Below are 25,179 nucleotides of genomic sequence, written 5' to 3' on the forward strand. Positions count from 1 at the left end.
AACAGACAGAACCTCGATTCACGAAAGAGGGCTTGACGACCAGTGCTTGACGTCAACTTCTTCGACGAGCTCCGCATCGGCCTGGCCACCGCCGACGACATCCGCCAGTGGTCCCACGGCGAGGTCAAGAAGCCGGAGACCATCAACTACCGCACCCTGAAGCCGGAAAAGGACGGGCTCTTCTGCGAGAAGATCTTCGGCCCCACCCGGGACTGGGAGTGCTACTGCGGCAAGTACAAGCGCGTCCGCTTCAAGGGCATCATCTGTGAGCGCTGCGGCGTCGAGGTGACCCGCGCCAAGGTGCGCCGCGAGCGGATGGGCCACATCGAGCTGGCCGCCCCGGTCACCCACATCTGGTACTTCAAGGGTGTCCCGTCCCGCCTGGGCTACCTGCTGGACCTGGCGCCGAAGGACCTCGAGAAGGTCATCTACTTCGCCGCCTACATGATCACCTGGGTCGACGACGAGCGCCGTCAGCGCGACCTGCCGTCGCTGGAGGCGCACGTCTCCGTCGAGCGCCAGCAGATCGAGAACCGTCGCGACTCCGACCTCGAGAACCGCGCGAAGAAGGCCGAGACCGACCTCGCCGAGCTCGAGGCCGAGGGTGCCAAGGCCGACGTGCGCCGCAAGGTGCGCGAGGGTGCCGAGCGCGAGATGAAGCAGCTGCGCGACCGCGCGCAGCGCGAGATCGACCGCCTCGACGAGGTCTGGGCCCGCTTCAAGAACCTCAAGGTCCAGGACCTCGAGGGCGACGAGCTGCTCTACCGCGAGCTGCGCGACCGCTTCGGCACCTACTTCTCCGGCTCGATGGGCGCGGCGGCCCTCAAGGACCGCCTCGAGACCTTCGACCTGGCCGAGGAGTCCGAGCGCCTGCGCGAGATCATCCGGACCGGCAAGGGCCAGAAGAAGACCCGTGCGCTCAAGCGCCTCAAGGTCGTCTCCGCCTTCCTGCAGACCACCAACAAGCCCAACGGCATGGTGCTGGACTGCGTCCCGGTGATCCCGCCGGACCTGCGTCCGATGGTCCAGCTCGACGGTGGCCGCTTCGCCACCTCCGACCTGAACGACCTGTACCGCCGCGTCATCAACCGCAACAACCGCCTGAAGCGGCTTCTCGACCTCGGCGCGCCCGAGATCATCGTGAACAACGAGAAGCGCATGCTCCAGGAGGCGGTCGACGCCCTGTTCGACAACGGCCGTCGTGGCCGGCCGGTCACCGGCCCGGGCAACCGTCCGCTGAAGTCCCTGAGCGACATGCTCAAGGGCAAGCAGGGTCGTTTCCGTCAGAACCTGCTCGGCAAGCGCGTCGACTACTCGGCCCGTTCGGTCATCGTCGTCGGCCCGCAGCTCAAGCTGCACCAGTGCGGTCTGCCCAAGGCCATGGCGCTGGAGCTCTTCAAGCCGTTCGTGATGAAGCGCCTGGTGGACCTGAACCACGCGCAGAACATCAAGTCGGCCAAGCGCATGGTCGAGCGCGCCCGCCCCGTGGTGTGGGACGTCCTCGAAGAGGTCATCGCCGAGCACCCGGTGCTGCTGAACCGTGCGCCCACCCTGCACCGCCTTGGCATCCAGGCCTTCGAGCCCCAGCTTGTCGAGGGCAAGGCCATCCAGATCCACCCGCTCGTCTGCACCGCGTTCAACGCGGACTTCGACGGTGACCAGATGGCCGTCCACCTGCCGCTCTCCGCGGAGGCGCAGGCCGAGGCCCGCATCCTGATGCTGTCCTCGAACAACATCCTGAAGCCGGCCGACGGTCGCCCCGTCACCATGCCGACCCAGGACATGGTGCTCGGTCTGTTCTTCCTCACCTCGGACCGCGAGGAGGTGAAGGGCGGTGGCCGCTCCTTCTCCTCCACCGCCGAGGCGATCATGGCCTTCGACGCCCGCGAGCTGGACGTCCAGGCCCCGATCGACCTGCGCCTCCCGGTCGGCACCGTGCCGCCGCGCGGCTGGACCCCGCCGGTGGACGAGGAGGGTCAGACCTCCTGGTTCGAGGGCGAGTCCTTCCGCCTGAGCACCACCCTGGGCCGCGCGCTCTTCAACGAGCTGCTGCCCGAGGACTACCCGTTCGTCGACTACGAGGTGGGCAAGAAGCAGCTCTCCGCGATCGTCAACGACCTGGCGGAGCGCTACCCCAAGGTCGTCGTCGCGGCGACCCTGGACAACCTCAAGTCGGCCGGCTTCCACTGGTCGACCCGGTCCGGCGTCACCGTCTCGATCTCGGACGTCGTCGTCCCGCCGAGCAAGCCGCAGATCCTCGAGGGCTACGAGGCCCAGGCCGAGAAGGTGCAGCGCCAGTACGAGCGCGGCCTGATCACCAACGAGGAGCGCAAGAGCGAGCTCATCGGCATCTGGACCCGCGCGACCAACGAGGTCGCCGAGGCGATGAACGCGAACTTCCCGAAGACCAACCCCATCTTCATGATGGTGGACTCGGGTGCTCGTGGAAACATGATGCAGATGCGTCAGATCGCCGGTATGCGTGGTCTGGTGTCGAACGCGAAGAACGAGACCATCCCGCGTCCCATCAAGGCCTCGTTCCGTGAGGGCCTGTCCGTGCTGGAGTACTTCATCTCCACCCACGGTGCCCGTAAGGGTCTGGCCGACACCGCGCTGCGCACCGCCGACTCGGGTTACCTGACCCGTCGTCTGGTGGACGTCTCGCAGGACGTCATCATCCGCGAGGAGGACTGCGGCACCGAGCGCGGCCTCAAGCTGGCGATCGGCGTCCGCGGCGAGGACGGCTCGCTGCGCAAGACGGACGACGTCGAGACCAGCGTCTACGCCCGCATGCTCGCCGAGGACATCACCGTCGACGGCAAGCTGCTGGCCACCGCCAACACGGACCTCGGCGACGTCCTGATCGACGAGCTGATCCGTCACGGCATCGGCGAGGTCAAGACCCGCTCGATCCTCACCTGTGAGTCGGCGGTCGGCACCTGCGCCATGTGCTACGGCCGTTCGCTGGCCACCGGCAAGCTGGTCGACATCGGTGAGGCGGTCGGCATCATCGCCGCCCAGTCCATCGGTGAGCCCGGCACCCAGCTGACGATGCGTACCTTCCACACCGGTGGTGTGGCCGGTGACGACATCACCCAGGGTCTGCCCCGTGTCGTCGAGCTCTTCGAGGCGCGCACCCCCAAGGGTGTCGCCCCGATCTCGGAGGCCCAGGGCCGGGTCCGGGTCGAGGACACCGAGAAGACCCGCAAGCTGGTCGTCACCCCCGACGACGGCAGCGACGAGATCGCCTACCCGGTCTCCAAGCGCGTCAAGCTGCTGGTCTCCGAGGGCGAGGCGGTCGAGGTCGGCCAGAAGCTGACCGTCGGTGCGACCAACCCGCACGACGTCCTGCGCATCATGGGCCAGCGTGCCGTCCAGGTCCACCTGGTGGCCGAGGTCCAGAAGGTCTACAACTCGCAGGGCGTGTCGATCCACGACAAGCACATCGAGATCATCATCCGGCAGATGCTCCGCCGCGTGACGATCATCGAGTCGGGCGACGCCGAGCTGCTCCCGGGCGAGCTCGTCGAGCGCGGCCGCTTCGAGCAGGAGAACCGTCGCGTGGTCTCCGAGGGCGGTCACCCCGCCTCCGGCCGTCCGCAGCTGATGGGTATCACCAAGGCCTCGCTGGCCACCGAGTCCTGGCTGTCGGCCGCCTCCTTCCAGGAGACGACCCGGGTCCTCACCGACGCGGCGATCCACGCCAAGTCGGACCCGCTGCTGGGCCTCAAGGAGAACGTCATCCTCGGTAAGCTCATCCCGGCCGGTACGGGTCTGCCCCGCTACCGCAACATCCGGGTCGAGCCGACCGAGGAGGCCAAGGCCGCCATGTACTCGGCCGTCGGCTACGACGACTACGACCTGTCGCCCTTCGGCGCCGGCTCCGGCCAGGCCGTTCCGCTGGACGACTACGACTACGGCCCGTACACGGGCTGACAGTCAGTCACCTGATCGCAGGGCGGTCACCCCACACGGGGTGGCCGCCCTGCGGCGTTTCCTCCCCCGCCCGGGGGAGTGCGCGGGACCGCTCCGGGGAGGGAGGTGCGGAGCGGGGGAGCGGGCCAGGCTGGGGGCAGTTGGTTCGGACTGCGGAGGGCTTGGTCGTGAAGCGGGTACTGGTGACGGGCGTGGTCGTGGCGGGTGTGCTGGCGGGGGCGGGCGGGTGTGCCGTGGAGCCGGAGCGCCGGGAGGCCGCGTACGCGGTGGACGGGCCGGCGCGGGTGCTGGTGGTGGACTCGGGGACGGGGGACGTGCAGGTCACGGGGGAGGGGTCGGGGGTGGCGGTGACGGAGCGTCAGGAGTGGCGGGGGAAGGCGCCGGAGGTCCGGCACGAGCTGGTGGACGGGACGCTGACGCTGTCGTACCGGTGCCCGGGCCACGACTGCTCGGTGGGGTACGTGGTGCGGGTGCCGACCGGGACCGAGGTGAAGGTGAAGGCGGGCACCGGCGACGTGCGGCTGGCGGGGCTGACCGGGGTGGTCACGGCGGAGGCCGGGACGGGGGACGTCCGGGGGGCCTTCGCGGTGGCGCCGAGGAGTGTGCGGGCCGTGGCCGGCACCGGTGACGTGCGGCTGGAGCTGCCGAAGGGGGAGGAGTACGCGGTGGACGCCGAGGCGGGCACCGGGTCGGTGCGGGTGGACGTGCCGGTGCGCATCGCGTCGGAGCGGAAGGTCACGGCGCGGGCGGCGACGGGTGACGTGACGGTGGTCGGTGGCTGAGGCGGGCGCCGTGCGGGATGATCGACTTCACGGGGGTGAGGTCGGGGTGGAGCGGTGGCGGGCGTACGCGGAGCGGGCCGGGGCGTGGTGGCGGGCCCGGTGGGCCGGGGTGGATCCGTACGTGCTGGACGTCGGGCTGGCGGTGGCCTCGGCGGCCATCGCGGTCTGGACGGTCTGGCACGACGAGCCGGCCTGGGAGTGGTGGGTCTACGCCCTGGCGGTCGCCACCGCGCTGCCGGTGGTGTGGCGGCGGCGCGCCCCGTTCACGGTCTTCCTGCTGAACGCGGTGGCCTCGATCGGGGTGACAGTGGCGGCGCACTCGGCGATGCCGCAGGTGCCGCTGGCGGCGGTGGTGACGGTCTACACCGTCGCGGACCGGGGCCGGGACTGGCAGCGCTGGCTGATGCTGACCGGCCTGGTCTGGGGCAACGTGGCGGGCACCCGCTCGCTGAACGGGGCGCTGTTCAGCCTGCTGACCTCCGTCGGGGCGTTCGTCTTCGGTTCGCTGGTGCGGGAGTTGCGCCGCAAGGCGGCGGACGCCGCGGACCGGGCCGGTGAGCTGGCCCGCCGGGCCGAGGCGGACGCGGCCCGCGCGGTGGCCGAGGAGCGGGCCCGGATCGCCCGGGAGATGCACGACATCCTGGCGCACGCGGTCTCGCTGATGGTGATCCAGGCCGAGGCGGGCCCGCTGGTGGTGCGCAGCGATCCGGACCGGGCGGTGCGCACCTTCGACACGATCGCCGACTCCGGCCGGGACGCGATGGTCCAACTCCGGCGGGTGCTGGGAGTGTTGAAGGAGCAGGGGGCCGGCCCCGAGCTGGCCCCGCAGCCGACCCTGGCGGAGCTGCCGGCGGTGGTGGAGCGGGTCCGGGAGTCGGGGCTGCGGGTGGAGCTGGAGTGCGCCGAGGCCGGTCCGCCGGAGGTGCAGGCCGCGGCGTACCGGATCGTGCAGGAGGCGCTCACCAACACGGTGAAGCACGCCGGGGCGACCTCCGCCGAGGTGAGCGTCACCCGTACCGGCCGGGAGCTGCTGGTGCGGGTGGCGGACGACGGGCGCGGGGTCGGTGCCCCGCGGGCGGGGGAGTGGTCGGGCGGCCGCGGGCTGGTCGGCATCCGGGAACGGGCGGCCGCCGTGGGCGGCCTGGCGGAGGCGGGGCCCGGCCCCGAGGGACGCGGCTTCGTGGTCAGCGCCCGCCTGCCGTTGGCGAGTTGAGAAGGGGAGCAGCATGACGATCCGGGTGGTGGTCGCCGACGACCAGGAGCTGGTGCGGGCCGGGTTCGGGATGATCCTGGACGCGCAGCCGGACATCGAGGTGGTGGCGGAGGCGGCCAACGGTGCGGAGGCGGTCGAGCGGGTGCGCGAACTCGCCCCGGACGTCCTGCTGCTGGACGTCCGGATGCCGGTGATGGACGGCCTGGAGGCGGCCCGCCGGGTCTGTGCGGAGCACCCGGCCACCAAGGTGATCATGCTGACCACCTTCGACGTGGACGACTACGTCTACGACGCCCTGTACGCCGGGGCCAGCGGCTTCCTGCTCAAGGACGTCCGCCGGGACGACCTGGCCCACGGGGTGCGGATGGTGGCCTCCGGCGAGGCACTGCTGGCGCCCTCGGTGACCCGCCGGCTGATCGGCGAGTTCACCGCCCGCCGGGGCTCCGGCCCGGGGCCGCAGCGGCCGCCGTCGCGGCTGCTGGAGCAGCTGACGGCCCGTGAGGCGGAGACCCTGCGGCTGCTCGCGCGCGGGCTCTCCAACGCGGAGATCGCCGGGGCCCTGGTGGTGAGCGAGCACACCGTGAAGACGCACGTCTCCAACGTGCTGGCCAAGCTGCAGCTCCGGGACCGGGTGCACGCGGTGGTCTTCGCGTACGAGTCCGGCGCGGTGGTGGCCGGGGAGGACTGATCCCGGTGGCCTCCCCCGCGCGGGGGAGACCACCGGTTCACCGGCGCGGGCGATCCCCGGGCGGCGCCCGGACGGCAGGCTGGTGGTCATCGAGAAGCCGTCACCACCAAGGGAGTTCGACGATGACCTGGGACCGTCCGGCGCTGGTCGCGCCGCTGCTGTTCGGCCTCTACGGAGCGGTCCGGCTGCTGCCGGAGGCGCGGGAGCCGGGACCGAGCTGGCTGATCGGCCATGCGCTGCTGCTGCTCGGGCTGCTGCTGTTCGTCCCGGTGCTGGCCGAACTGGCGCGCCGGGCCCGCGGGTTCGGCCGGGTGCTGGGCCCGCTGGCGTACCTGGGGCTGGCCGCCTCGGTCGGGCAGGTGCTGGTGGACCTGTGGGTGGGCCTGGTGGCGGAGGACAAGGCCGCGATGCGGGAGCTGTTCCAGCGGGTGCAGGACGTGCCCGGGGTGCTGCCGGCGTTCTACCAGGTGGGGCCGCTGCTCTTCCACCTCGGCCTGGTCGCGCTGCTCGCCGCGGCGGCCCGCCGCACCGCCTGGTGGTGCCCGCTGGTGGCGGCCGCCGGAGTGGCGCTGTCGGCGGTGAGCCTGGACCTGCTGCCGGTGGCCGCCGTGCTCTGGGTGCTGGCGCTCAGCCCGCTGGAGCGGCGGCCGGTGGCTGTCGGTGGGGCCGCGTAGATTCGTTCCCGTCACCCCACCCCACCGTCCCGAGAGGGCTCCCCAGCCATGTCCGTCGCCACCGAGCAGGTCACCTACCTGGAGCTCTCCGAGGACGCCGGGAGCGCCCACAAGTTCTACGAAGTCCGGCTGGACGGCGCCGAGTTGACCGTCACCTACGGCCGGATCGGCGAGCCGGGCCAGCGCAAGGCCACCGTCTACCCGTCGCCGGAGAAGGCGGCCGCCGCGGCGGCGAAGAAGGTCGGGGAGAAGGTCCGCAAGGGCTACGCCCCGGCGGTGCGCGGGGTGCGGCAGCGCCGCTCGGTGACGCGCCGCCAGATCGTCAGCTCCCGCTCCACCGCGCGCCAGGCCCCGCTGCTCTGGCGGTTCCGCTCCGGCGCCCCGGCCTTCGGGGTCTTCGTCGGCCAGGAGCACGCCTGGGTGGGGAACGAGCAGGGCGACGTCTACACCCTCACCCACGACGGCGAGGTGACGGGCCGTTACGGCCTCCCCGACGGCGTGAAGTGCATCGTCGCGGACGAGTACTGGATCTACGCCGGCTGCGACGACGGCAAGGTCTACGACCTGGGCGGCAAGGTCCCCCGGGTGGCGTACGAGATCGCCGCCGACGTGGACATCTACTGGCTGGACATCCACGACGGCCTGCTCGGCGTGGCGGACGCGGTCGGCGGCATCACCACGGTGGACCACGAGGACGAGTTCCAGTGGCGCCGCGCCACCCGGGGCGGCAGCGCCGGCTGGATGGTGCGCTGCGACGGGGACGCGGTCTACCACGGCTACGACCGGGGCGTGACGCGCTACGCGGCCGGCGGCGAGCAGGAGTGGCACACCCCGACCACCGGCGCGGTGCTGTTCGGCTGGCAGGAGCGGGACGAGGTCTTCGCGGGCACCTCGCGCGGCGTGGTGCACCGGCTGCGGAAGTCCGACGGGGCGCAGACCGGGCTCTACCGGTGCGACGCCGCGGTGTTCTCCTGCGCCGCCTCGCCGGACGGCCGGTACGTCTTCGCGGGGGACAACCACTCCTCGGTCTACTGCTTCGCCGCTGACGGCACCCGGCTCTGGAAGCTGGGCACCGGCTGCGGCTCGGCGTACTCCATGCAGTACCGGGACGGCCGGCTCTACCTGGTCACCACCGACGGCTCGCTGGCCTGCCTGGACGCGAGCGAGGAGGCCGTGCGGGCGGCGGAGGGCGGGCACCTCCCGCGGACCACCGACGTGAAGGCCTCGGGCTGGGAGCGGGTGGTGCCGAGCGCCGAGGTCGAGGTGGTGACGGGAGCCCTGGACGGCGGCGTCGAGGTCGAGTGCGTGCAGGAGGGCGCCCGGACCAGGGTGCGGGTGGTGACGCCCGGCTTCCGCGCGGACTGGCGGGTGCAGTTCCCGAAGGAGGTCCGGGTGCCGGGCGCCCGCTACTGGGTGTCGGAGGTGCTGGAGTCCGGCCGGGGCGGCTTCTACCGCGCTCGGGGCGAGATCAAGCGGGTGCTCTGACCTTGCTCAGCGCCGAGGCCAACTCGGCCGCTGTGGTGGGGAGTTCCGGCATCAGCTGGTCGGCGCGCAGGGCCGGGGCGCGCTCCACCACGGTGACGCCGGTGCTCGCCTCCAGCACGGGGGCGTAGCCCGCCGCGCGCAGCGCCGCCAGGGTGGCCTCGGGAGAGGCCGCGGCGATCAGCACCGTCGGTGCGACCCGGCGCAGCCCGAGCTTGGCCAGCGGGCGGCTGTGGGCGAGCTCCAGCACCAGCGCCTCGTCGTCGGAGCGCAGGCAGCTGCCGGCGGCGGCCACCCGGATCCGGCCGTGGGTGCGGGCGGTGTCCCGGACCAGGTACTCCAGCGGCTGCGGGAGCGGGGCCGAGGCGGTGCTGAACTCCCGCAGCCGGTCGATCAGTTCGGTGGCGTCCTGGCCGGCGTCCAGCGCCCGGCGGACGGAGGCGGGGCCGAACCGCCAGACGGTGGCGTGGCCCTCGGACTCCCGGTCGGCGGCTCCGGCCAGCAGCTCGGCCAGCTCGGGGGAGGCGGGTCCGGTCACCACGGCGGTGAGGTCGGCCTGGAACCGGGCGGTCCGGGCCGGCTCGGGGACGAGGCCGGCCAGGGCGTCGCGGAGCCCGGCCACGGCGGTGGCCAGCGCGTGGTGCCTGTCGAGGGAGAGCCCGGCACCGGGGACGGCCGGGAAGAAACGGTCCGCACCGGCCCGGAGCAGGTCGAGCACGGCGTGTCCCACGGGGGTGAGCACGCCGTGCCCGACCACTCCGAGCAGCGCGGCCTCCGCGAGCGTCGCCCGGGCGGCGTCCTGGGTGGCGGTGTTGACCTCGACCACCAACGGGGCGTACCAGGCGGCTGCTTCCACGAGGGCGGCGGTTCCCCCGTGGCCAGCGGTTCCCCGGGGGGCAGCGAGGGTGGTGGTCACACCGGGGGCGCGGGGAACTGCGCGCGGCGGAAGAGGCAGGCCCGTCTGCCGGGTACGGGGATCCACTTGCACGTGAGCGTCCGTACCCGGCACACGGGTCGTTGCGTTCCCCTTCGCGCAGTTCCCCGCGCCCCCGGGGTGACCACCTTCCGCAGAGCCAGCGCCTGCATCCCCCGCGCGGGAGGCCAGCGCGGCGAGCAAGGAGCGGCGGAGCGGCAATGCCGTCCGGTCCTGAGGGGTCGTCAGGGCGACCTCCGGGCCGCCGTGCTCACGGGTGAAGACCTCCGGCGTCACCGCCCAGGCCGCGACCAGCGGCAGCAGCCGCTCCGCGGGGGAGGCGGCCAGCCAGGTGTCGTAGCGGGCGGTCGGCAGCAGCTGCGCGGCCGGAGCGGGTGCGGGGCGGCGGCCCCGGGCGGGCGCGGGCGACGGCTCGCGGTGCGGGGCGAGCAGGCCGGCGTTGGCGGCCAGGTCCAGCCACAGGCGGGTCTGCGCCTCCCCGGCCCCGATCTCCTTGGCCAGCCGGGCGGTGTCCCGTACGGCGATCCCGCCCGCCTTGCGGAGCGTCAGCGGCCGGGCCGCGACCGCCCGCAGCAGCACCTCCACCCGGGAGGCCGAGGCCGTCGCGGCCGCCTGGGCCTCGGCCAGTGCGTGGCCCGTGCTCGCGTCGCCGCCCGTGTCCCCGTCCCGCTCCGCGACGGCGGTCGGCGGATCCGGCTCGAAGGGCAGCGGCCACGACGGGTCGCGCAGGGCCAGCCCCACCTCGTACGGCAGCTCCACGACGCCCGGCCCCGCCGGTGCCAGCAGCCCGCGCGCGGCCGCCCATGCCACCGTCGGATCCCCCGAACCGTTCGGCGGGAAGCGGTACTTGGCGAACGGTCCGGTGTCCTCCGAGCGGAAGTACCCGCTGCTCAGCCGCGGCGAACCGAGCCCCGGCGCGGCCAGCGCCGAGAGCAGCCGGACCACCGCCTCCGGTGCCCCCGCCAGCACCTCCCGCACGGCCGCCCGGTCCCGCAGCAGCGCGACCACACCCCGCTGCGCCTCCTCCCGGCTGCGCGCCGGGCCCAGCCCCAACGAGTCCTCCACCAGCCGGACCTGGGCCGCCAGGTAGGCGTCGGAGTACAGCACCTCGGCCGGCCGCCCGTACCCCAGCAGGCCGCCGGACGGCCGGTGCAGCACGGCCGGGAGGACCAGCGACGAGCCGTGCGGCGGCAGCAGCAGCGCACGCGCGGCCAGGTCGTCGAGCAGCGTCAGGGCCCGGGCGCCTTGCGGGCCGAGCGCGGCCGCGAGGTCGGCCCGTTCGACGGCCCGCTCGGACGGTTCCAGGCCGTCCGCACCGGCCCAGCCGCCCGGACGGCGCCCCGCGAAGCCGGTCAGTGCGGGCCCGGCGGCGTCGGCGACCGGCCCGTACCGGCGCTCGGCCAGGACGGCCACCGCGGCGAGCACCTGGAGCCGGGCCCGGTCCAGGCCGGTCAGGGCGAGCCGCACCGAGGAGGTGGTCAGCAGGAGCTCGGCCAGCCGGAGCGGATCGGCGGCCTCGGAGCGTCCGTGCGGCAGGCCGCGCTCCTCCAGCAGGACGGTCAGCTGCTCCGGGGTGCGCCGCGTCAGCCAGGTCGCCAGCGCCTTCGTGCTGTTCACCGCACCACCGTAGCGGCCCGGAAACCCACTCGCGGGCGGTGCCTGACGGACCGTAACGTCACCGGCATGACCACGAAGCGTCCGCTCACCGCCGTCCTCACCGGAGCAGGGATCTCCACCGACTCCGGCATCCCCGACTACCGGGGCCCCAAGGGCCTCTGGCAGCGCGATCCGAGCGCCCAGCAGCTGGTCACCATCGGTCCCTACCTGGCCGACACCGAGATCCGCCGCCGGGCCTGGCTGATGCGCCGCGACGCCGGGGCCCTGCACGCCGAGCCGAACGCGGGCCACCGCGCCCTGGTCGAGCTGGAGCGGGCCGGGGTGCCGATGCGGGTGCTCACCCAGAACGTCGACGGCCTGCACCAGGCCGCCGGGCAGACCCCGCGCAAGGTGCTCGAACTGCACGGCACCGCCCGGGACGTGCGCTGCGCCTCCTGCGGCGACCGGGGTCCGATGACCGGGGCGCTGGCCCGGGTCGAGGCCGGCGAGCCCGACCCGGCCTGCCTGGTCTGCGGCGGGATCCTCCGGCCGTGCACCGTGATGTTCGGCGAGAGCCTGGACCTGAAGGTGCTGGACCAGGCCGAGGCCGTCTCGATCGCCTGCGAGGTGTTCGTCGCGGTCGGCACCAGCCTCCAGGTCCACCCGGCGGCCGGTCTGGCCGAGGTGGCCGTGATGAACGGGGCGCGGCTGATCGTGGTGAACGGCGAGCCCACCCCGTACGACGAGATGGCCCACGAGGTGATCCGCGAGCCGATCTCCACCGCCCTGCCCGCCCTGGTCGAACGCCTGCTGGCCGTCTGACGACCGACCTGACGGTCCGTTCGGCCGTCTGCGTACGATGGCCCTCCCCGCACAGTCTGGGAGGGCACCAGCATGGCCGAGCAGGACAGCAGGGCCGCCGTGGCCGCCGCGTACGACCCGTGGTCGCCGGAGTTCGTCGCGCACCCGTACGAGGCGTACGCCCGGCTGCGCACCGAGGCGCCGGTGGTCTTCCACGAGCCCAGCGGGCAGTGGCTGGTCTCCCGGTACGCCGACGTCAACGCGCTGCTGCGGGACCGCCGGCTCGGCCGCACCTACACCCACCGCTTCACCCACGCCGAGTTCGGCCGCCCCGAGCCGGACCCGGCGCACGAGGCCTTCCACACCCTCAACGAGCACGGCCTGCTCGACCTGGAGGGCGTCGACCACACCCGGATCCGCCGGCTGGTGTCCAAGGCCTTCACCCCGCGCATGGTGGCCGGGCTGCGGCCGACCGTGGAGAAGCTGGCCGGCGAGCTGGTCGACGGGCTGCTCCGGGACGGCGGCGGCGACCTGATCGCGAGGGTGGCCGAGCCGCTGCCGGTCGCGGTGATCGCCGAGATGCTCGGCTTCCCGGCCGAGGACCGGCAGCTGCTGCGCCCCTGGTCGGCCGACATCACCGCGATGTTCGAGCTCAACCCCTCCGACGAGACCGCCCGACGGGCCGTCACCGCCTCCACCGAGTTCTCCGACTACCTGCGCGGCCTGATCCGGGCCCGCCGCGCCGAGCCCGGCGAGGACCTGATCAGCGCCCTGGTCGCCGCCGCCGACGGCGGCGACGCGCTGACCGAGCAGGAGATGGTCTCCACCTGCGTCCTGCTGCTCAACGCCGGCCACGAGGCCACCGTCAACACCACCGGCAACGGCTGGTGGGCGCTGTTCCGCAGCGAGGCCGAGCTGGCCCGGCTGCGCGCCGAGCCCGAGGCCCTGCTCCCCACCGCCGTCGAGGAGTTGATGCGCTGGGACACCCCGCTCCAGATGTTCGAGCGCTGGGTGCTGGACGACGTCGAGCTGCACGGCACCACGATCCCGCGCGGCGCCGAGATCGCCCTGCTCTTCGGCTCCGCCAACCGCGACCCCGAGCGCTTCCCCGACCCCGACCGGCTGGACCTCGGCCGCACCGACAACGCGCACATCACCTTCGGCGCCGGAATCCACTTCTGTCTCGGCGCCCCCTTGGCCAGACTGGAGCTGACCGAGTCCTACGGGGCGCTGCTGCGGCGGGCGCCCGGTCTGCGGCTGGTCACCGAGCCGCGCTGGCGGCCGGGGTACGTGATCCGGGGGCTCGAAGAGCTGCTGGTGGAGATCTGACAGGGGGACGGGCATGCGACGGGCGAGCGGCACCATGGTGGGCCTGGCGATCGGCGACGCTCTGGGGAAGGACACCGAGTTCACCCCGTACGAGGAGCTGCTGCGCGGCACGCCGTGGCGCGAACGCCAGCTCCCCAAGCGGGCGTTGGTCACCGACGACACCCAGATGACGCTCGCCCTGGCCACCGGCCTGCGGGCCGCCCTGGAGCGCGGCCCGCTGGCCCCGCTGCGCCTCGCCAACCGGGTCCGCGAGGAGTTCGTGCACTGGTACCACGACCCGGACAACAACCGGGCCCCCGGTACCACCTGCCTGCAGTCCTGCAACCGGCTGCGGAAGCCCGACACCACCTGGCAGCAGGCCAGCGACCTCGGCTCCAAGGGCTGCGGCGCCAACATGCGGGTCGCCCCGGTCGGCCTGGTCCCCGGCCTGACGGACCGCCAGCGCTCCGGTGCCGCGCAGCTGCAGTCCGGCCTCACCCACGGCCACCCCACCGCGCTGGCCGCCAGCGACCTCACCGCGCACACCGTCCACCTGCTGGTGAACGGCGCCGCCCCGGCCGAACTGCCCGGCCTGCTCCGGGAGTACGCGCTCACCGTCCGCGCGCGCGGCTACGACGCGCTCTGGCTCGGCGACCTGGCCGATGGCGCCCAGGACCCCTCGCCCGAGCACTTCGCCCTGCGCGGCTGGGGCGAGTGCCTGCACCAGCTCGACCGGCTGGACGCGGCCCTCGCCCACCCCGAGCCCGAGGGCGACCCGTGCACCGTCACCGGCGAGGGCTGGATCGCCGAGGAGGCCTTCGGCACCGGCCTGCTCTGCTTCCTGCTCTTCCCCGACGACCCGGTCGCGGCCGTCCGGCGCGGCGCCGTCTCCGGCGGCGACTCCGACTCCATCGCCTGCCTGGCCGGCGCCTTCGCCGGCGCCCACCACGGCCTGGACGCCTGGCCGGCCGACTGGGTCCAACGGATCGAGTACCGCGAGGAGTTGCTGGCCTTCGGCGCCCTCTGGGACTGAACGGCGCGCGCCGGGGCTGAACGGACACCCACGATTCGGCGAACACTGGGTGACGCACTGTCAGGAAGATCGCCGCGCCCCTAGGCTGCGGCCATGCTGCTGATATCCGTCATCCTGCTGGTCGTCGGCGTGGTCCTGCTCGTGCTCCGCTGGCGCGGGGCCTTCGACGGCCGGGCCTCGATCTTCGGCGGCCTGGCCTCGCTGCTGCTCGGCCTCGGCCTCGGCCTGACCACCTTCGTCCACGTGGTCGAGCCCACCGAGGTCGGCGTCCCCACCACCCTCGGCAAGGTCGGCTCCGCCTGGCAGCCCGGCCTCCACCTCAAGTCCCCGCTCACCGACGTCACCACCTTCTCCACCCGCCCGGTCGACCTCAACCTCACCGGCGACACCACCGTCGAGGTCCGCTCCTCCGAGGGCGGAGTCCTCTTCGCCGACGTCACGCTGAAGTGGTCCATCGACCCCAAGCACGCCGTCGACCTCTACAAGCTGGCCGGCAGCGAGGAGTCGGTGCAGCAGCGGCTGGTCTACTCCGACAGCCGCGAGATCATCCGCAACGTCTTCGCCCGCTACACCAACGTCGAGGGCTACAGCTCCAAGCGCGAGGCCATCAGCTCCGAGATCGACAAGCTGGTCGTCGAGCGCCTCACCCCGCGCGGCATCGTCGTCAACGGCGTCAACCTGCGCAACGTCAAGCCCAGCGACTCCCTGCAGAAGGCCATCGAGGCCAAGATCCAGCAGGACCAGGCCACCGCCCAGGCCCAGGCCTCCGTCGCCACCGCCAAGGCCGAGGCCGAGAAGAAGAAGATCGAGGCCGAGGCCCAGGCCAACGCCAACCAGCTGCTCGCCAACTCGCTGACCGACAAGATCCTGCTCAGCCAGTGCATCGAGGCCTTCAAGGCCGCCGCCGAGAAGAACCCGGTCTACGCCAGCCCCTGCGGCGGCACGGGCAACCCGGTCATCGTCGACTCCACCAAGCGCTGAACCGAGCGCCGACTCACGGGGTGACGACCCGTCCGTCGAAGGCGGCGAAGGCACTGCCGACCAGCTCGCGCAGCGCCTCGCCGTCCACGGCGTCCAGCCGCTTCACGTACAGGCACCCCTTGCCGACGGTCACCGGCCCCAGCCGGGCCAGCAGCTCCGCGTGCCGCTCGAAGCCCTCCGCGACGTAGAGCGTCAGCGCCTGCTTGCGCGGCGACAGCCCGACGGCCGGCCAGCTCCCGGTCCGGTCGCTCGCGTACCGGTACTCGTACCGCCCGAACCCGACGATCGACGGCCCCCACATCACCGGCGGCGCCCCCGTCACCTCCGCCACCAGCGCGCACAACGCCTGCGCGTCCGCCCGCCGCCGCGCGTCCGGCACGGCGGCCAGGAAGGCGGCGGGATCCTCGTCGGTCGGCACGGTCTTCGGTTCGGCCATGGCCCCACCGTAGGGGGCTCACCGGGCTGCGCCCCGCAGGGGCGCGAGGAACTGCGCGAGTACGGAAGGCGGACCGGCGTGGGATCGGGGCACGTCAGCCAGTTGCACGTGTCGCCGTTCCCCCGCGCGCAGTTCCTCGCGCCCCCGGGGCGACCACTAGCGTGTGATGGACCCCGAGCGGCCGTTCAGCGCCGCACGGTCCGCCGCGGCGCGCCCCTCGTACCAGCCGTCCGCGTTGGAGACCCGGACCCGCTGGGAGGTGAGCCGGGGGAACATCCGGTCCACCGTGTGGTCGACCGCCTCCTCGCGGGCCGCCAGCGCGGGCAGCAGCCGCTCGTCCGGCGCCAGCCGCTCGGCCGTCCCGTCCTCGCCGACCCGGTGCCCCGCGACCGCCTCCGCCGTGGCGGTGGTGAGCCGCTCGCGGATCCGCGCGGCGTAGGCGATCAGGAAGGACTGCCGGAAGGACTTGGTGCGCGAGGCGCCTTCCTTGTGGTGCCGGCTGCCGGCCCGCTGCATGGCGGCGGTCGCCTGCACCAGCAGCGAGGTGTAGAGCAGCTCCACCGCGTCCAGGTCCGAGTCGAAGCCGATCACCGTGCAGAAGCCGAACTCCTTGGCCCACACCGTCCGGCACCGGTTGGCCGTCGCCACCGCGTCGAGCAGCATCGCCTTCGGGCTCTCATACGGGTTGTCCACCCCGATCCGCACCGCCCCCGGGGTGCTGGAGGAGTCCTGACCGGCCGTCAGCAGGGCCTCGTCGATGCTGTGCTGGGCGATCAGCTGCTGCGCCTTCGCGGTGAGCGCCTCCGCCTCCTCCGGGTACTCGGTGGACTCGGCCTTGGCCAGCAGCGCCCGGATCCGGGAGAGCATCTTCGGCTCGCCCGGCACCGGCCCCACCGCGCGGTGCTCCACCGGGGCGGCGGCGCCCGGGGCGGGCCCGACCGGCGTGACGGGGGGCAGGAGCGCCCAGAGCCGGATCAGCTCCAGCGCGGCGGTGGCCAGCGCGAAGCGGTCCAAGCGGTGCTTGGCGGCGTAGGCGGCGAGGTAGGCGCCGTCGCCGTCCCACCACACCTCGGTGGCGAGTTCGCGCAGCTGCTCGTGCCAGCGCCGGTCCAGCGCGGCGGCCGGGTGCCGGCGCTGCTCGGCGGCGATCAGGTCGACCCCGAGCTCCTGGTGGACGGGGCCGAGCTCGCGGCGGACCATCCGGGCCAGGTCGGCGGGGCGCCAGCCGACCGTCCAGGCCCGGCCGACGGTCCGTTCGGCCTGGGCCACCAGGGCCCGGCTGACCTCGGCCCAGTCGGCCGCGGCGAGCAGCGAGGCCCCGGTGTCGAGGGCGAGGTCGAGGCGCTCCGCCTCGGCGCCCGTCACCTGGGCGACGGCCTGCGCGACCAGGGCTTCGGCGGTGGACTGCTGGGGCACGGTGATCTGCCTCGCACAGGAGAAGGAAGAGGGGGGACCACAGCAATGATGCCGGAGCGGCAGCGCCGCCCCGGCATCGTCGTCCTCACCCGGACGCGGTCAGCGCTCGATCGCCGTCGCCAGGATCTCCGGCAGCCGCTCCAGCAGCCGGGCGGCCGCCAGCCGGGTGCCGAGCACCGCGAACAGCGCGCCGTACAGCAGCCCGCCCGGCAGCACCGTCCACTCGGGCAGCACCAGCATCAGCAGGGCGACCGGCGAGGCGATCAGCGCGGCCAGCAGCATCGAGCCGAAGGTGTTCAGCATCACCAGTCCGCCCTGGCCCGGTGCGGCGTTGCGCATCGGGTTGGAGTCGGCCGGCAGCGCGAACGGGGCCAGCACGCTGAGCAGCGCCCCGGCACCGACCCCGGCGCCGAGGCCGGCGAGGGCCAGGCCGAGCGCCGGCGGCCACTCGGACCACTTCCCGGTGACCACCGCCAGCACCAGCGACAGCACCACCGTCACCGGAACCGCGTACGAGAGCACCCCGTAGGCGCGGCCGCGCAGCTCGTCCCGGGCGTCGGCCGGGCCGGCCAGGGTGGCCGAGACCATCCAGAACGCCGAGCCGTCCATGCCGAACAGGTTGACCATCTGCAGCCCGAGCATCATGCCGGTGAAGGAGACCAAGTAGACCGTGGCCCAGCCCTGCACCATCGACAGCACGCACATCACCAGCGTCATGCCGATGCTGGTGAAGACGGCCGCCTTGGCCCGCGGCTCGCGCCAGGCGTACCGCAGGTGACGCTGCATCACCGCGCCGACCCGGCCCGGCGGGAAGAGGTCCCGGGTGGAACGGCCGACCTGGCGGGTGGTGATCAGGGTGGAGGAGTCCGCGGTGACCATCAGGTCCACCAGGCTCCGACGCCACCAGCGCAGCAGCAGCACCAGCAGTGCGGCGGTGGCCGCCAGCTGGAGCAGCGCCAGCGGCACCGACTCGCCGGCCGTCCGGCCCGCGTCCAGCGCGCTGACCGGCGGGATCCAGCGCAGCACCGCGGCGAACGGCTCCAGCGGCGAGAGGTCCAGGCCCTTCTCGCCGGACTTGCCGAGGATCGACTGCGAGACCAGGTTGCCGACCTGGATCAGCAGCGCGAACAGCAGGCCGCCGAAGATCGCGAAGTCCTTGCCCCGGCGGCTGGAGAGCAGCTTGGCGTTGCCCGCCGCGACCGCCCGGGAGAGCGTCACCAGGGTGAGCACCGCCAGCGGCACCCCGAGCACCGCGAACGGCACCGAGACCGCGCCCGCCGAGCCGGCCACCGCGGCGCCGCTCAGCATCACCAGGGCGATCACCGGGCCGGGCCCGATCAGCGCACCCAGCAGGGTGCCGCGCAGCATCGCGGCGGGACGCAGCGGCAGCATGGTCAGCCGGGTCGGGTCGGCGGCCTCGTCGCTGCTGAACAGGAAGAGGGGGAGCGCGCCCCAGCCGATCGCCATCGAGGTGGTGAGCATCACGGCGGCGTCGCCGGCCCCGGCGTGGCCGTGCAGGAAGGCGAAGGCGGTGGCGATCAGCGCGGTGAGCAGGAGGCCGGCCAGCGAGCCGATCACGTACAGCGCCCGCCGGCCCGGGCTGCGCCTGAGCCCGTTGGCGAGCAGCCGGAGCTTGAGCCGGACCAGGGTGCGGACGACCACCGCGTCCGGGGTGACGGCGGCGCTCACCTCGCCTCGCCCAGCCAGTCCAGGCCCTGGCCCTCGTCCTCGCGGACGCCGATCAGTTCCAGGAAGGCGGTGTGCAGCGAGCGCTCGCCGCGGACGTCGTCCAGCGGGCCCTGGGCGATCACCTGACCCGCGTTCACCACCGCGACCCAGTCGCAGAGTTGCTCCACCAGCTCCATCACGTGGCTGGAGAAGACCACGGTGGAGCCGCTGGCGGCGTACCGCTTGAGCACCCCGCGGATGGTCTGGGCGGAGACCGGGTCGACGCCCTCGAAGGGCTCGTCGAGGAAGAGCACGTCCGGGTTGTGCAGCAGCGCGGCGGCCAGCCCGATCTTCTTCCGCATGCCGGTGGAGTAGTCGGCCACCAGCTTGTCGGCGGCGGCCTGCAGGTCCAGCACGGTGAGCAGTTCCTCGGCGCGGCGGTCCACCTCGGCACCGGGCAGCCCCCGCAGCCGCCCGTTGTACTGGAGGAGCTCGCGGCCGCTGAGCCGCTCGAACATGCGCAGGCCCTCGGGCAGGATGCCGATCCGGGCCTTCACGCTCACCGGGTCGGCCCAGACGTCGGCGCCGTGCACCCGCACGGTGCCGTGGTCGGGCCTGAGCAGGCCGGTGACCATCGAGAGGGTGGTGGTCTTGCCGGCCCCGTTGGGTCCGACCAGGCCGATGAAGGAGCCGGCGGGCAGGTCGAGGGTGAGTCCGGCCACGGCGGCGTGGTCGCCGAAGCGCTTCCACAGGTCGTGGATGCTGACGGCAGGTGTCATGTGCGCACTCCTAGGTACGGGTCTACCGTCAGCTTTTCAGAGGAACCCCGGACGGCGGCACCCTTCGAACGGCGGGAAGTGATCATGGTCCGTCCGGGTGAAGTTGCAACTGCCGGGCGGTGTCCTTCGTCATGCTGACTGGGGGACACGAGGAGGACCGATGAACGTCCAGCCGTGGGGTCCGCAGTACCCGCAGCAGCAGCCGGCGCGTCAGCAGGACGCCCAGCTGGCCATGCGGGCCGGCCACACCGACCGCGAGCGCGCGGTAGACGTGCTGAAGGCCGCGTACGCGGAGGGTCGGCTGTCCGCCGACGAGTACGGCCAGCGCTTCGAGGCGGTGCAGCGGGCCAAGACGTACGGCCAACTCGCCTACCTGGTCTCGGACCTGCCCGTCGGCCCGGCACCGACGCCGATGGTGGTGCCGATGGCCGCCGTCGCCCCGCTGCCGCCGCCGTACTTCCCGCCGCCCAAGGCCCGGACCAACCCGCTGGCCGTGACCTCCCTGGTGCTCGGGCTGTTGTGCCTGCCGAGCTTCGGCATGACGGCCGTACCCGCCGTGGTGACCGGGCACCTGGCGAAGGGTCAGATCCGGCAGAGCCGCGAGGAGGGTGACGGGATGGCCACCGCCGGTCTGGTGTTCGGCTGGATGGCGGTGTCGTTCTGGGTGCTGGCGATGATCAGCCTGGCCGCCTCGGGCTGAGCCGCCGGGCCCCGGTGCCGCCCCGGCCACCGCCCGTGACCGGCCCGGTCGCGGGCGGAGCTGCGGCGTTGCATTTGTTTTGACCGGCGCGGATGCGCTAGGTACGCTCTGACCTTGTGCCTGGGGTGTCCCCGGGTCCTTGTGCGTGCCAGCAGACCGGCCGCAGTGCCGGAGCGGTTCACCGCTCCGTGAGCGGCGTCACTGCACATCCATGGATTCCGTTCCTCGGACGAGGCTCAACACACCCGACCGCGTGGGTCGGAGAGTTGAGGACATCGCAGGTTAGTTTTACGCAGCCTTGGCACACAGAAAACGGAGAAACGGTGCCTACGATCCAGCAGCTGGTCCGAAAGGGCCGGCAGGACAAGGTCGAGAAGAACAAGACGCCCGCGCTGAAGGGTTCCCCCCAGCGCCGTGGCGTCTGCACGCGTGTGTACACCACCACCCCGAAGAAGCCGAACTCCGCGCTTCGCAAGGTGGCCCGTGTGCGCCTCACCAGCGGGATCGAGGTCACCGCCTACATTCCGGGCGAGGGCCACAACCTGCAGGAGCACTCCATCGTGCTGGTTCGCGGTGGCCGTGTGAAGGACCTTCCTGGTGTCCGCTACAAGATCATCCGCGGTTCGCTTGACACCCAGGGTGTCAAGAACCGCAAGCAGGCTCGCAGCCGCTACGGCGCCAAGAAGGAGAAGTAAGAATGCCTCGTAAGGGCCCCGCCCCGAAGCGCCCGGTCATCATTGACCCGGTCTACGGCTCCCCGCTGGTGACCTCGCTGGTCAACAAGATCCTGCTGCACGGCAAGCGCTCCACCGCCGAGCGGATCGTCTACGGCGCCCTCGAGGGCGTCCGTGAGAAGACCGGTGCCGACCCCGTGGTCGCCCTCAAGCGTGCGCTTGAGAACGTCAAGCCCACCCTTGAGGTGAAGTCCCGCCGCGTCGGTGGCGCCACCTACCAGGTGCCGGTCGAGGTCCGCCCGGGCCGCGCCAACACCCTGGCCCTTCGCTGGCTGGTCGGGTACTCCCGCGCCCGTCGTGAGAAGACCATGACCGAGCGTCTGCTCAACGAGATCCTCGACGCCTCCAACGGCCTCGGTGCTTCCGTGAAGCGTCGTGAGGACACCCACAAGATGGCCGAGTCCAACAAGGCCTTCGCGCACTACCGCTGGTAGTCCGAACCCCGTCACTAGACAGAGAGAGAACGAGCCACCATGGCTGCAACCTCCCTTGACCTGGCCAAGACCCGGAACATCGGGATCATGGCCCACATCGACGCGGGCAAGACCACCACCACCGAGCGGATCCTGTTCTACACCGGTGTGTCGTACAAGATCGGTGAGGTCCACGATGGCGCTGCCACCATGGACTGGATGGAGCAGGAGCAGGAGCGCGGCATCACGATCACGTCGGCCGCGACGACCTGTCACTGGACCCTCGACGGTGTCGACAACACCATCAACATCATCGACACCCCGGGTCACGTCGACTTCACCGTCGAGGTGGAGCGTTCGCTCCGCGTCCTCGACGGCGGCGTGACGGTGTTCGACGGCGTTGCCGGTGTCGAGCCCCAGTCCGAGACGGTGTGGCGTCAGGCCGACCGCTACGGCGTTCCGCGCATCTGCTTCATCAACAAGCTGGACCGCACGGGCGCCGACTTCTACTTCTGCGTCAAGACCATCGTGGACCGCCTCGGCGCCACCCCGCTGGTCATGCAGCTCCCGATCGGCGCCGAGGGTGACTTCACCGGTGTCGTCGACCTGGTGAAGATGAAGGCCCTGGTCTGGTCCGCGGACGCCCCCAAGGGCGAGATGTACGACACCGTCGACATCCCGGCCGACCTGGAGGAGAAGGCCGCTGAGTACCGCGAGGCGCTCATCGACACCGTCTCCAACACGTCCGACGAGGTCATGGAGCTCGCCCTCGAGGGCGAGGACATCCCCGAGGACGTCCTGGTCGCCGCGATCCGCAAGGGCACGCTGAACTCGGACTTCACCCCGATCTTCTGCGGCTCGGCGTTCAAGAACAAGGGCGTCCAGCCCCTGCTCGACGCGGTTGTGAAGTACCTGCCGTCGCCCCTCGACATCGAGGGCATCGAGGGCACGAAGCCGAACAACCCCGACGAGAAGATCGTCCGTCAGGCCTCGGACGACGAGCCGCTCGCCGCGCTCGCGTTCAAGATCATGTCTGACCCGCACCTGGGCAAGCTCACCTTCGTCCGCGTGTACTCCGGCCGCCTGGAGTCCGGCACCTCGGTGCTGAACTCCGTCAAGGGCAAGAAGGAGCGCATCGGCAAGATCTACCGCATGCACGCGAACAAGCGTGAGGAGATCGACTCGGTGGGCGCCGGCGACATCATCGCCGTCATGGGCCTCAAGCAGACCACCACCGGTGAGACGCTGTCCGACGAGAAGAACCCGGTCATCCTGGAGTCCATGGACTTCCCGGCCCCGGTCATCCGCGTCGCGATCGAGCCCAAGTCCAAGGGTGACCAGGAGAAGCTGGGTGTCGCCATCCAGCGTCTCGCCGAGGAGGACCCGTCCTTCCAGGTCAACACGGACGAGGAGACCGGCCAGACCATCATCGCGGGTATGGGCGAGCTGCACCTCGAGGTGCTCGTCGACCGTATGCGCCGTGAGTTCAAGGTCGAGGCCAACGTCGGCAAGCCGCAGGTCGCGTACCGCGAGACGATCCGCAAGGCCGTCGAGCGCATCGACTACACGCACAAGAAGCAGACCGGTGGCTCCGGCCAGTTCGCGAAGATCCAGATCGCGATCGAGCCGATCGAGTCCGGCGAGGGCTACGAGTTCGTGAACAAGGTCACCGGTGGCCGCGTTCCGAAGGAGTACATCCCCTCGGTCGACGCCGGTTGCCAGGAGGCCATGGAGTTCGGTGTCCTCGCCGGCTACCCGCTCCAGGGTGTCCGCGTGACCCTGCTCGACGGTGCCTCGCACGACGTCGACTCCTCCGAGCTCGCCTTCAAGATCGCCGGTTCCATGGCGTTCAAGGAGGGTGCGAAGAAGGCCGGCCCGGCTCTGCTGGAGCCGATGATGGCCGTCGAGGTCACCACGCCCGAGGACTACATGGGCGACGTGATCGGCGACATCAACTCTCGCCGTGGCCAGATCCGGTCCATGGACGAGCGTCACGGTGCCCGCGTCGTTTCGGCGCTGGTGCCGCTCTCCGAGATGTTCGGCTACGTCGGTGACCTGCGCAGCAAGACCTCTGGTCGCGCGAGCTACTCGATGCAGTTCGACTCGTACGCCGAGGTTCCGCGGAACGTGGCGGACGACATCATCGCCAAGGCCAAGGGTGAGTGACGTCCCGACATTCGGGATGTTCGTAACCCCTTAGGCTATTAGGAGGCGAACCTGGGGAATCCACCCGGATTCCCCAGGTCTCCTCCGCCCCCACCCGCGGGACGGCACGGGCTTCGGCCCGGACCCAACCCGATCAAAGACCAACTGACGTCAGCACGGCGTACAGAACTGTCCTCAGGAGGACTGCAGTGGCGAAGGCGAAGTTCGAGCGGACGAAGCCCCACGTCAACATCGGCACCATCGGTCACATTGACCACGGTAAGACCACTCTTACCGCGGCCATCACCAAGGTGCTGCACGACGCGTACCCGGAGATCAACCCCTTCACGCCGTTCGACCAGATCGACAAGGCGCCGGAGGAGCGGCAGCGCGGTATCACCATCTCGATCGCGCACGTCGAGTACCAGACCGAGGCGCGTCACTACGCCCACGTCGACTGCCCGGGTCACGCCGACTACATCAAGAACATGATCACCGGTGCGGCCCAGATGGACGGCGCGATCCTCGTCGTCGCCGCCACCGACGGTCCGATGCCGCAGACCAAGGAGCACGTCCTCCTGGCCCGCCAGGTCGGCGTCCCCTACATCGTCGTCGCGCTGAACAAGTCCGACATGGTGGACGACGAGGAGATCCTGGAGCTCGTCGAGCTCGAGGTCCGCGAGCTGCTCTCCGAGTACGACTTCCCGGGCGACGACCTGCCGGTCGTCCGCGTCTCGGCGCTGAAGGCGCTCGAGGGCGACGCCGAGTGGGGCCAGAAGCTCCTCGGCCTGATGGAGGCCGTGGACGAGGCCATCCCGACCCCGGCCCGTGCCGTGGACCAGCCGTTCCTGATGCCGATCGAGGACGTCTTCACGATCACCGGTCGTGGCACCGTCGTCACCGGCCGCATCGAGCGCGGTGTCCTCAAGGTCAACGAGACTGTCGACATCATCGGCATCAAGGAGACCAAGACCACCACCACGGTCACCGGCATCGAGATGTTCCGCAAGCTGCTCGACGAGGGCCAGGCCGGTGAGAACGTCGGTCTGCTCCTCCGTGGCATCAAGCGCGAGGACGTCGAGCGCGGCCAGGTCATCATCAAGCCGGGCTCGGTCACCCCGCACACCGAGTTCAAGGCCCAGGCCTACATCCTGTCGAAGGACGAGGGTGGCCGTCACACCCCGTTCTTCAACAACTACCGCCCGCAGTTCTACTTCCGTACCACGGACGTGACCGGCGTCGTGACCCTCCCCGAGGGCACCGAGATGGTCATGCCGGGCGACAACACCGCCATGGACGTCGTGCTGATCCAGCCGATCGCCATGGAGGAGGGCCTGAAGTTCGCCATCCGTGAGGGTGGCCGCACCGTCGGCGCCGGCCAGGTCACCCAGATCGTCAAGTAATTGCCGATCTGACCACTGGTCAGCCGGAGGGCCCGCCCCCCGTCCGCGAGGACGGAG

General features: G+C 71.8%; 20 protein-coding genes. 15 read left to right on the forward strand and 5 right to left on the reverse strand.

Annotation, left to right across the window (positions count from 1 at the left end):
- The first annotated feature begins 42 nt into the window (after positions 1-42).
- From ACWEPF_RS19650 to ACWEPF_RS19675, 6 genes are all read left to right on the forward strand, one after another.
- The gene (locus ACWEPF_RS19650) at positions 43-3,936 is read left to right on the forward strand and encodes a DNA-directed RNA polymerase subunit beta' (RefSeq protein ID WP_345286280.1); all 3,894 of its coding nucleotides are present in this window, start codon (positions 43-45) and stop codon (positions 3,934-3,936) included.
- 167 nt (positions 3,937-4,103) lie between these two features.
- Positions 4,104-4,718 carry a DUF4097 family beta strand repeat-containing protein gene (locus tag ACWEPF_RS19655; RefSeq protein WP_452173588.1) on the forward strand — a complete coding sequence of 205 codons (615 nt, stop codon included), beginning with the start codon at positions 4,104-4,106 and terminating at the stop codon, positions 4,716-4,718.
- A gap of 46 nt (positions 4,719-4,764) precedes the next feature.
- Positions 4,765-5,931, forward strand: coding sequence for a sensor histidine kinase (locus ACWEPF_RS19660; protein ID WP_452173589.1), 1,167 nt, complete (start codon positions 4,765-4,767; stop codon positions 5,929-5,931).
- Positions 5,932-5,944: 13 nt separating this feature from the next.
- Positions 5,945-6,619 (forward strand): response regulator transcription factor, encoded by a 675-nt coding sequence (locus ACWEPF_RS19665; RefSeq protein ID WP_345286273.1) that lies wholly within the window; start codon positions 5,945-5,947, stop codon positions 6,617-6,619.
- 122 nt (positions 6,620-6,741) lie between these two features.
- Positions 6,742-7,293, forward strand: coding sequence for a hypothetical protein (locus ACWEPF_RS19670; RefSeq protein WP_452173590.1), 552 nt, complete (start codon positions 6,742-6,744; stop codon positions 7,291-7,293).
- 48 nt (positions 7,294-7,341) lie between these two features.
- Positions 7,342-8,778: a WGR domain-containing protein gene (locus ACWEPF_RS19675; RefSeq protein WP_452173591.1), complete on the forward strand. Its 1,437-nt coding sequence runs from the start codon at positions 7,342-7,344 to the stop codon at positions 8,776-8,778.
- Here the strand turns inward: ACWEPF_RS19675 and ACWEPF_RS19680 are convergent.
- Positions 8,762-11,326, reverse strand: coding sequence for a helicase-associated domain-containing protein (locus tag ACWEPF_RS19680; RefSeq protein WP_452173592.1), 2,565 nt, complete (start codon positions 11,324-11,326; stop codon positions 8,762-8,764). The genes ACWEPF_RS19675 and ACWEPF_RS19680 overlap by 17 nt on opposite strands.
- Before the next feature lie 66 nt (positions 11,327-11,392).
- Between ACWEPF_RS19680 and ACWEPF_RS19685 the strand changes: the two genes are divergently transcribed.
- The 4 genes from ACWEPF_RS19685 (at position 11,393) to ACWEPF_RS19700 (ending at position 15,428) form a co-directional block, all read left to right on the forward strand.
- Entirely contained in the window at positions 11,393-12,127 is a 735-nt protein-coding gene (locus ACWEPF_RS19685; RefSeq protein ID WP_452173593.1) for an SIR2 family NAD-dependent protein deacylase, read from the forward strand.
- A 72-nt stretch (positions 12,128-12,199) separates the two neighbouring features.
- Positions 12,200-13,435, forward strand: coding sequence for a cytochrome P450 (locus ACWEPF_RS19690; protein ID WP_452173594.1), 1,236 nt, complete (start codon positions 12,200-12,202; stop codon positions 13,433-13,435).
- Positions 13,436-13,448: 13 nt separating this feature from the next.
- On the forward strand, positions 13,449-14,447 hold the full coding sequence (locus tag ACWEPF_RS19695; RefSeq protein WP_452173595.1) for an ADP-ribosylglycohydrolase family protein: 999 nt from the start codon (positions 13,449-13,451) through the stop codon (positions 14,445-14,447).
- A 93-nt stretch (positions 14,448-14,540) separates the two neighbouring features.
- Positions 14,541-15,428, forward strand: coding sequence for a prohibitin family protein (locus ACWEPF_RS19700; protein ID WP_345286259.1), 888 nt, complete (start codon positions 14,541-14,543; stop codon positions 15,426-15,428).
- 13 nt (positions 15,429-15,441) lie between these two features.
- Here ACWEPF_RS19700 and ACWEPF_RS19705 read toward each other — a convergent pair whose 3' ends face one another.
- From ACWEPF_RS19705 to ACWEPF_RS19720, 4 genes are all read right to left on the reverse strand, one after another.
- On the reverse strand, positions 15,442-15,864 hold the full coding sequence (locus ACWEPF_RS19705; RefSeq protein ID WP_452173596.1) for a DUF1801 domain-containing protein: 423 nt from the start codon (positions 15,862-15,864) through the stop codon (positions 15,442-15,444).
- A 156-nt stretch (positions 15,865-16,020) separates the two neighbouring features.
- The gene (locus ACWEPF_RS19710) at positions 16,021-17,280 is read right to left on the reverse strand and encodes a DUF2786 domain-containing protein (protein ID WP_452173597.1); all 1,260 of its coding nucleotides are present in this window, start codon (positions 17,278-17,280) and stop codon (positions 16,021-16,023) included.
- 99 nt (positions 17,281-17,379) lie between these two features.
- Positions 17,380-18,969: a transporter gene (locus ACWEPF_RS19715; RefSeq protein ID WP_452173598.1), complete on the reverse strand. Its 1,590-nt coding sequence runs from the start codon at positions 18,967-18,969 to the stop codon at positions 17,380-17,382.
- Positions 18,966-19,727, reverse strand: coding sequence for an ABC transporter ATP-binding protein (locus tag ACWEPF_RS19720; protein WP_449798472.1), 762 nt, complete (start codon positions 19,725-19,727; stop codon positions 18,966-18,968). Before ACWEPF_RS19720 ends, ACWEPF_RS19715 begins: the two co-directional genes overlap by 4 nt.
- A gap of 160 nt (positions 19,728-19,887) precedes the next feature.
- Between ACWEPF_RS19720 and ACWEPF_RS19725 the strand changes: the two genes are divergently transcribed.
- The 5 genes from ACWEPF_RS19725 (at position 19,888) to tuf (ending at position 25,122) form a co-directional block, all read left to right on the forward strand.
- Entirely contained in the window at positions 19,888-20,427 is a 540-nt protein-coding gene (locus ACWEPF_RS19725; protein ID WP_452173599.1) for a DUF1707 and DUF4190 domain-containing protein, read from the forward strand.
- 323 nt (positions 20,428-20,750) lie between these two features.
- Positions 20,751-21,122 (forward strand): 30S ribosomal protein S12, encoded by a 372-nt coding sequence (gene rpsL, locus ACWEPF_RS19730; RefSeq protein ID WP_014144289.1) that lies wholly within the window; start codon positions 20,751-20,753, stop codon positions 21,120-21,122.
- A 2-nt stretch (positions 21,123-21,124) separates the two neighbouring features.
- Positions 21,125-21,595: a 30S ribosomal protein S7 gene (rpsG, locus tag ACWEPF_RS19735; protein ID WP_030457432.1), complete on the forward strand. Its 471-nt coding sequence runs from the start codon at positions 21,125-21,127 to the stop codon at positions 21,593-21,595.
- A gap of 39 nt (positions 21,596-21,634) precedes the next feature.
- Entirely contained in the window at positions 21,635-23,740 is a 2,106-nt protein-coding gene (gene fusA / locus ACWEPF_RS19740) for an elongation factor G (protein ID WP_452173600.1), read from the forward strand.
- A gap of 188 nt (positions 23,741-23,928) precedes the next feature.
- Positions 23,929-25,122 (forward strand): elongation factor Tu, encoded by a 1,194-nt coding sequence (gene tuf, locus ACWEPF_RS19745; protein WP_345286245.1) that lies wholly within the window; start codon positions 23,929-23,931, stop codon positions 25,120-25,122.
- Positions 25,123-25,179 lie beyond the last annotated feature (57 nt).

The organism is Kitasatospora sp. NPDC004289 (genome assembly GCF_053602875.1).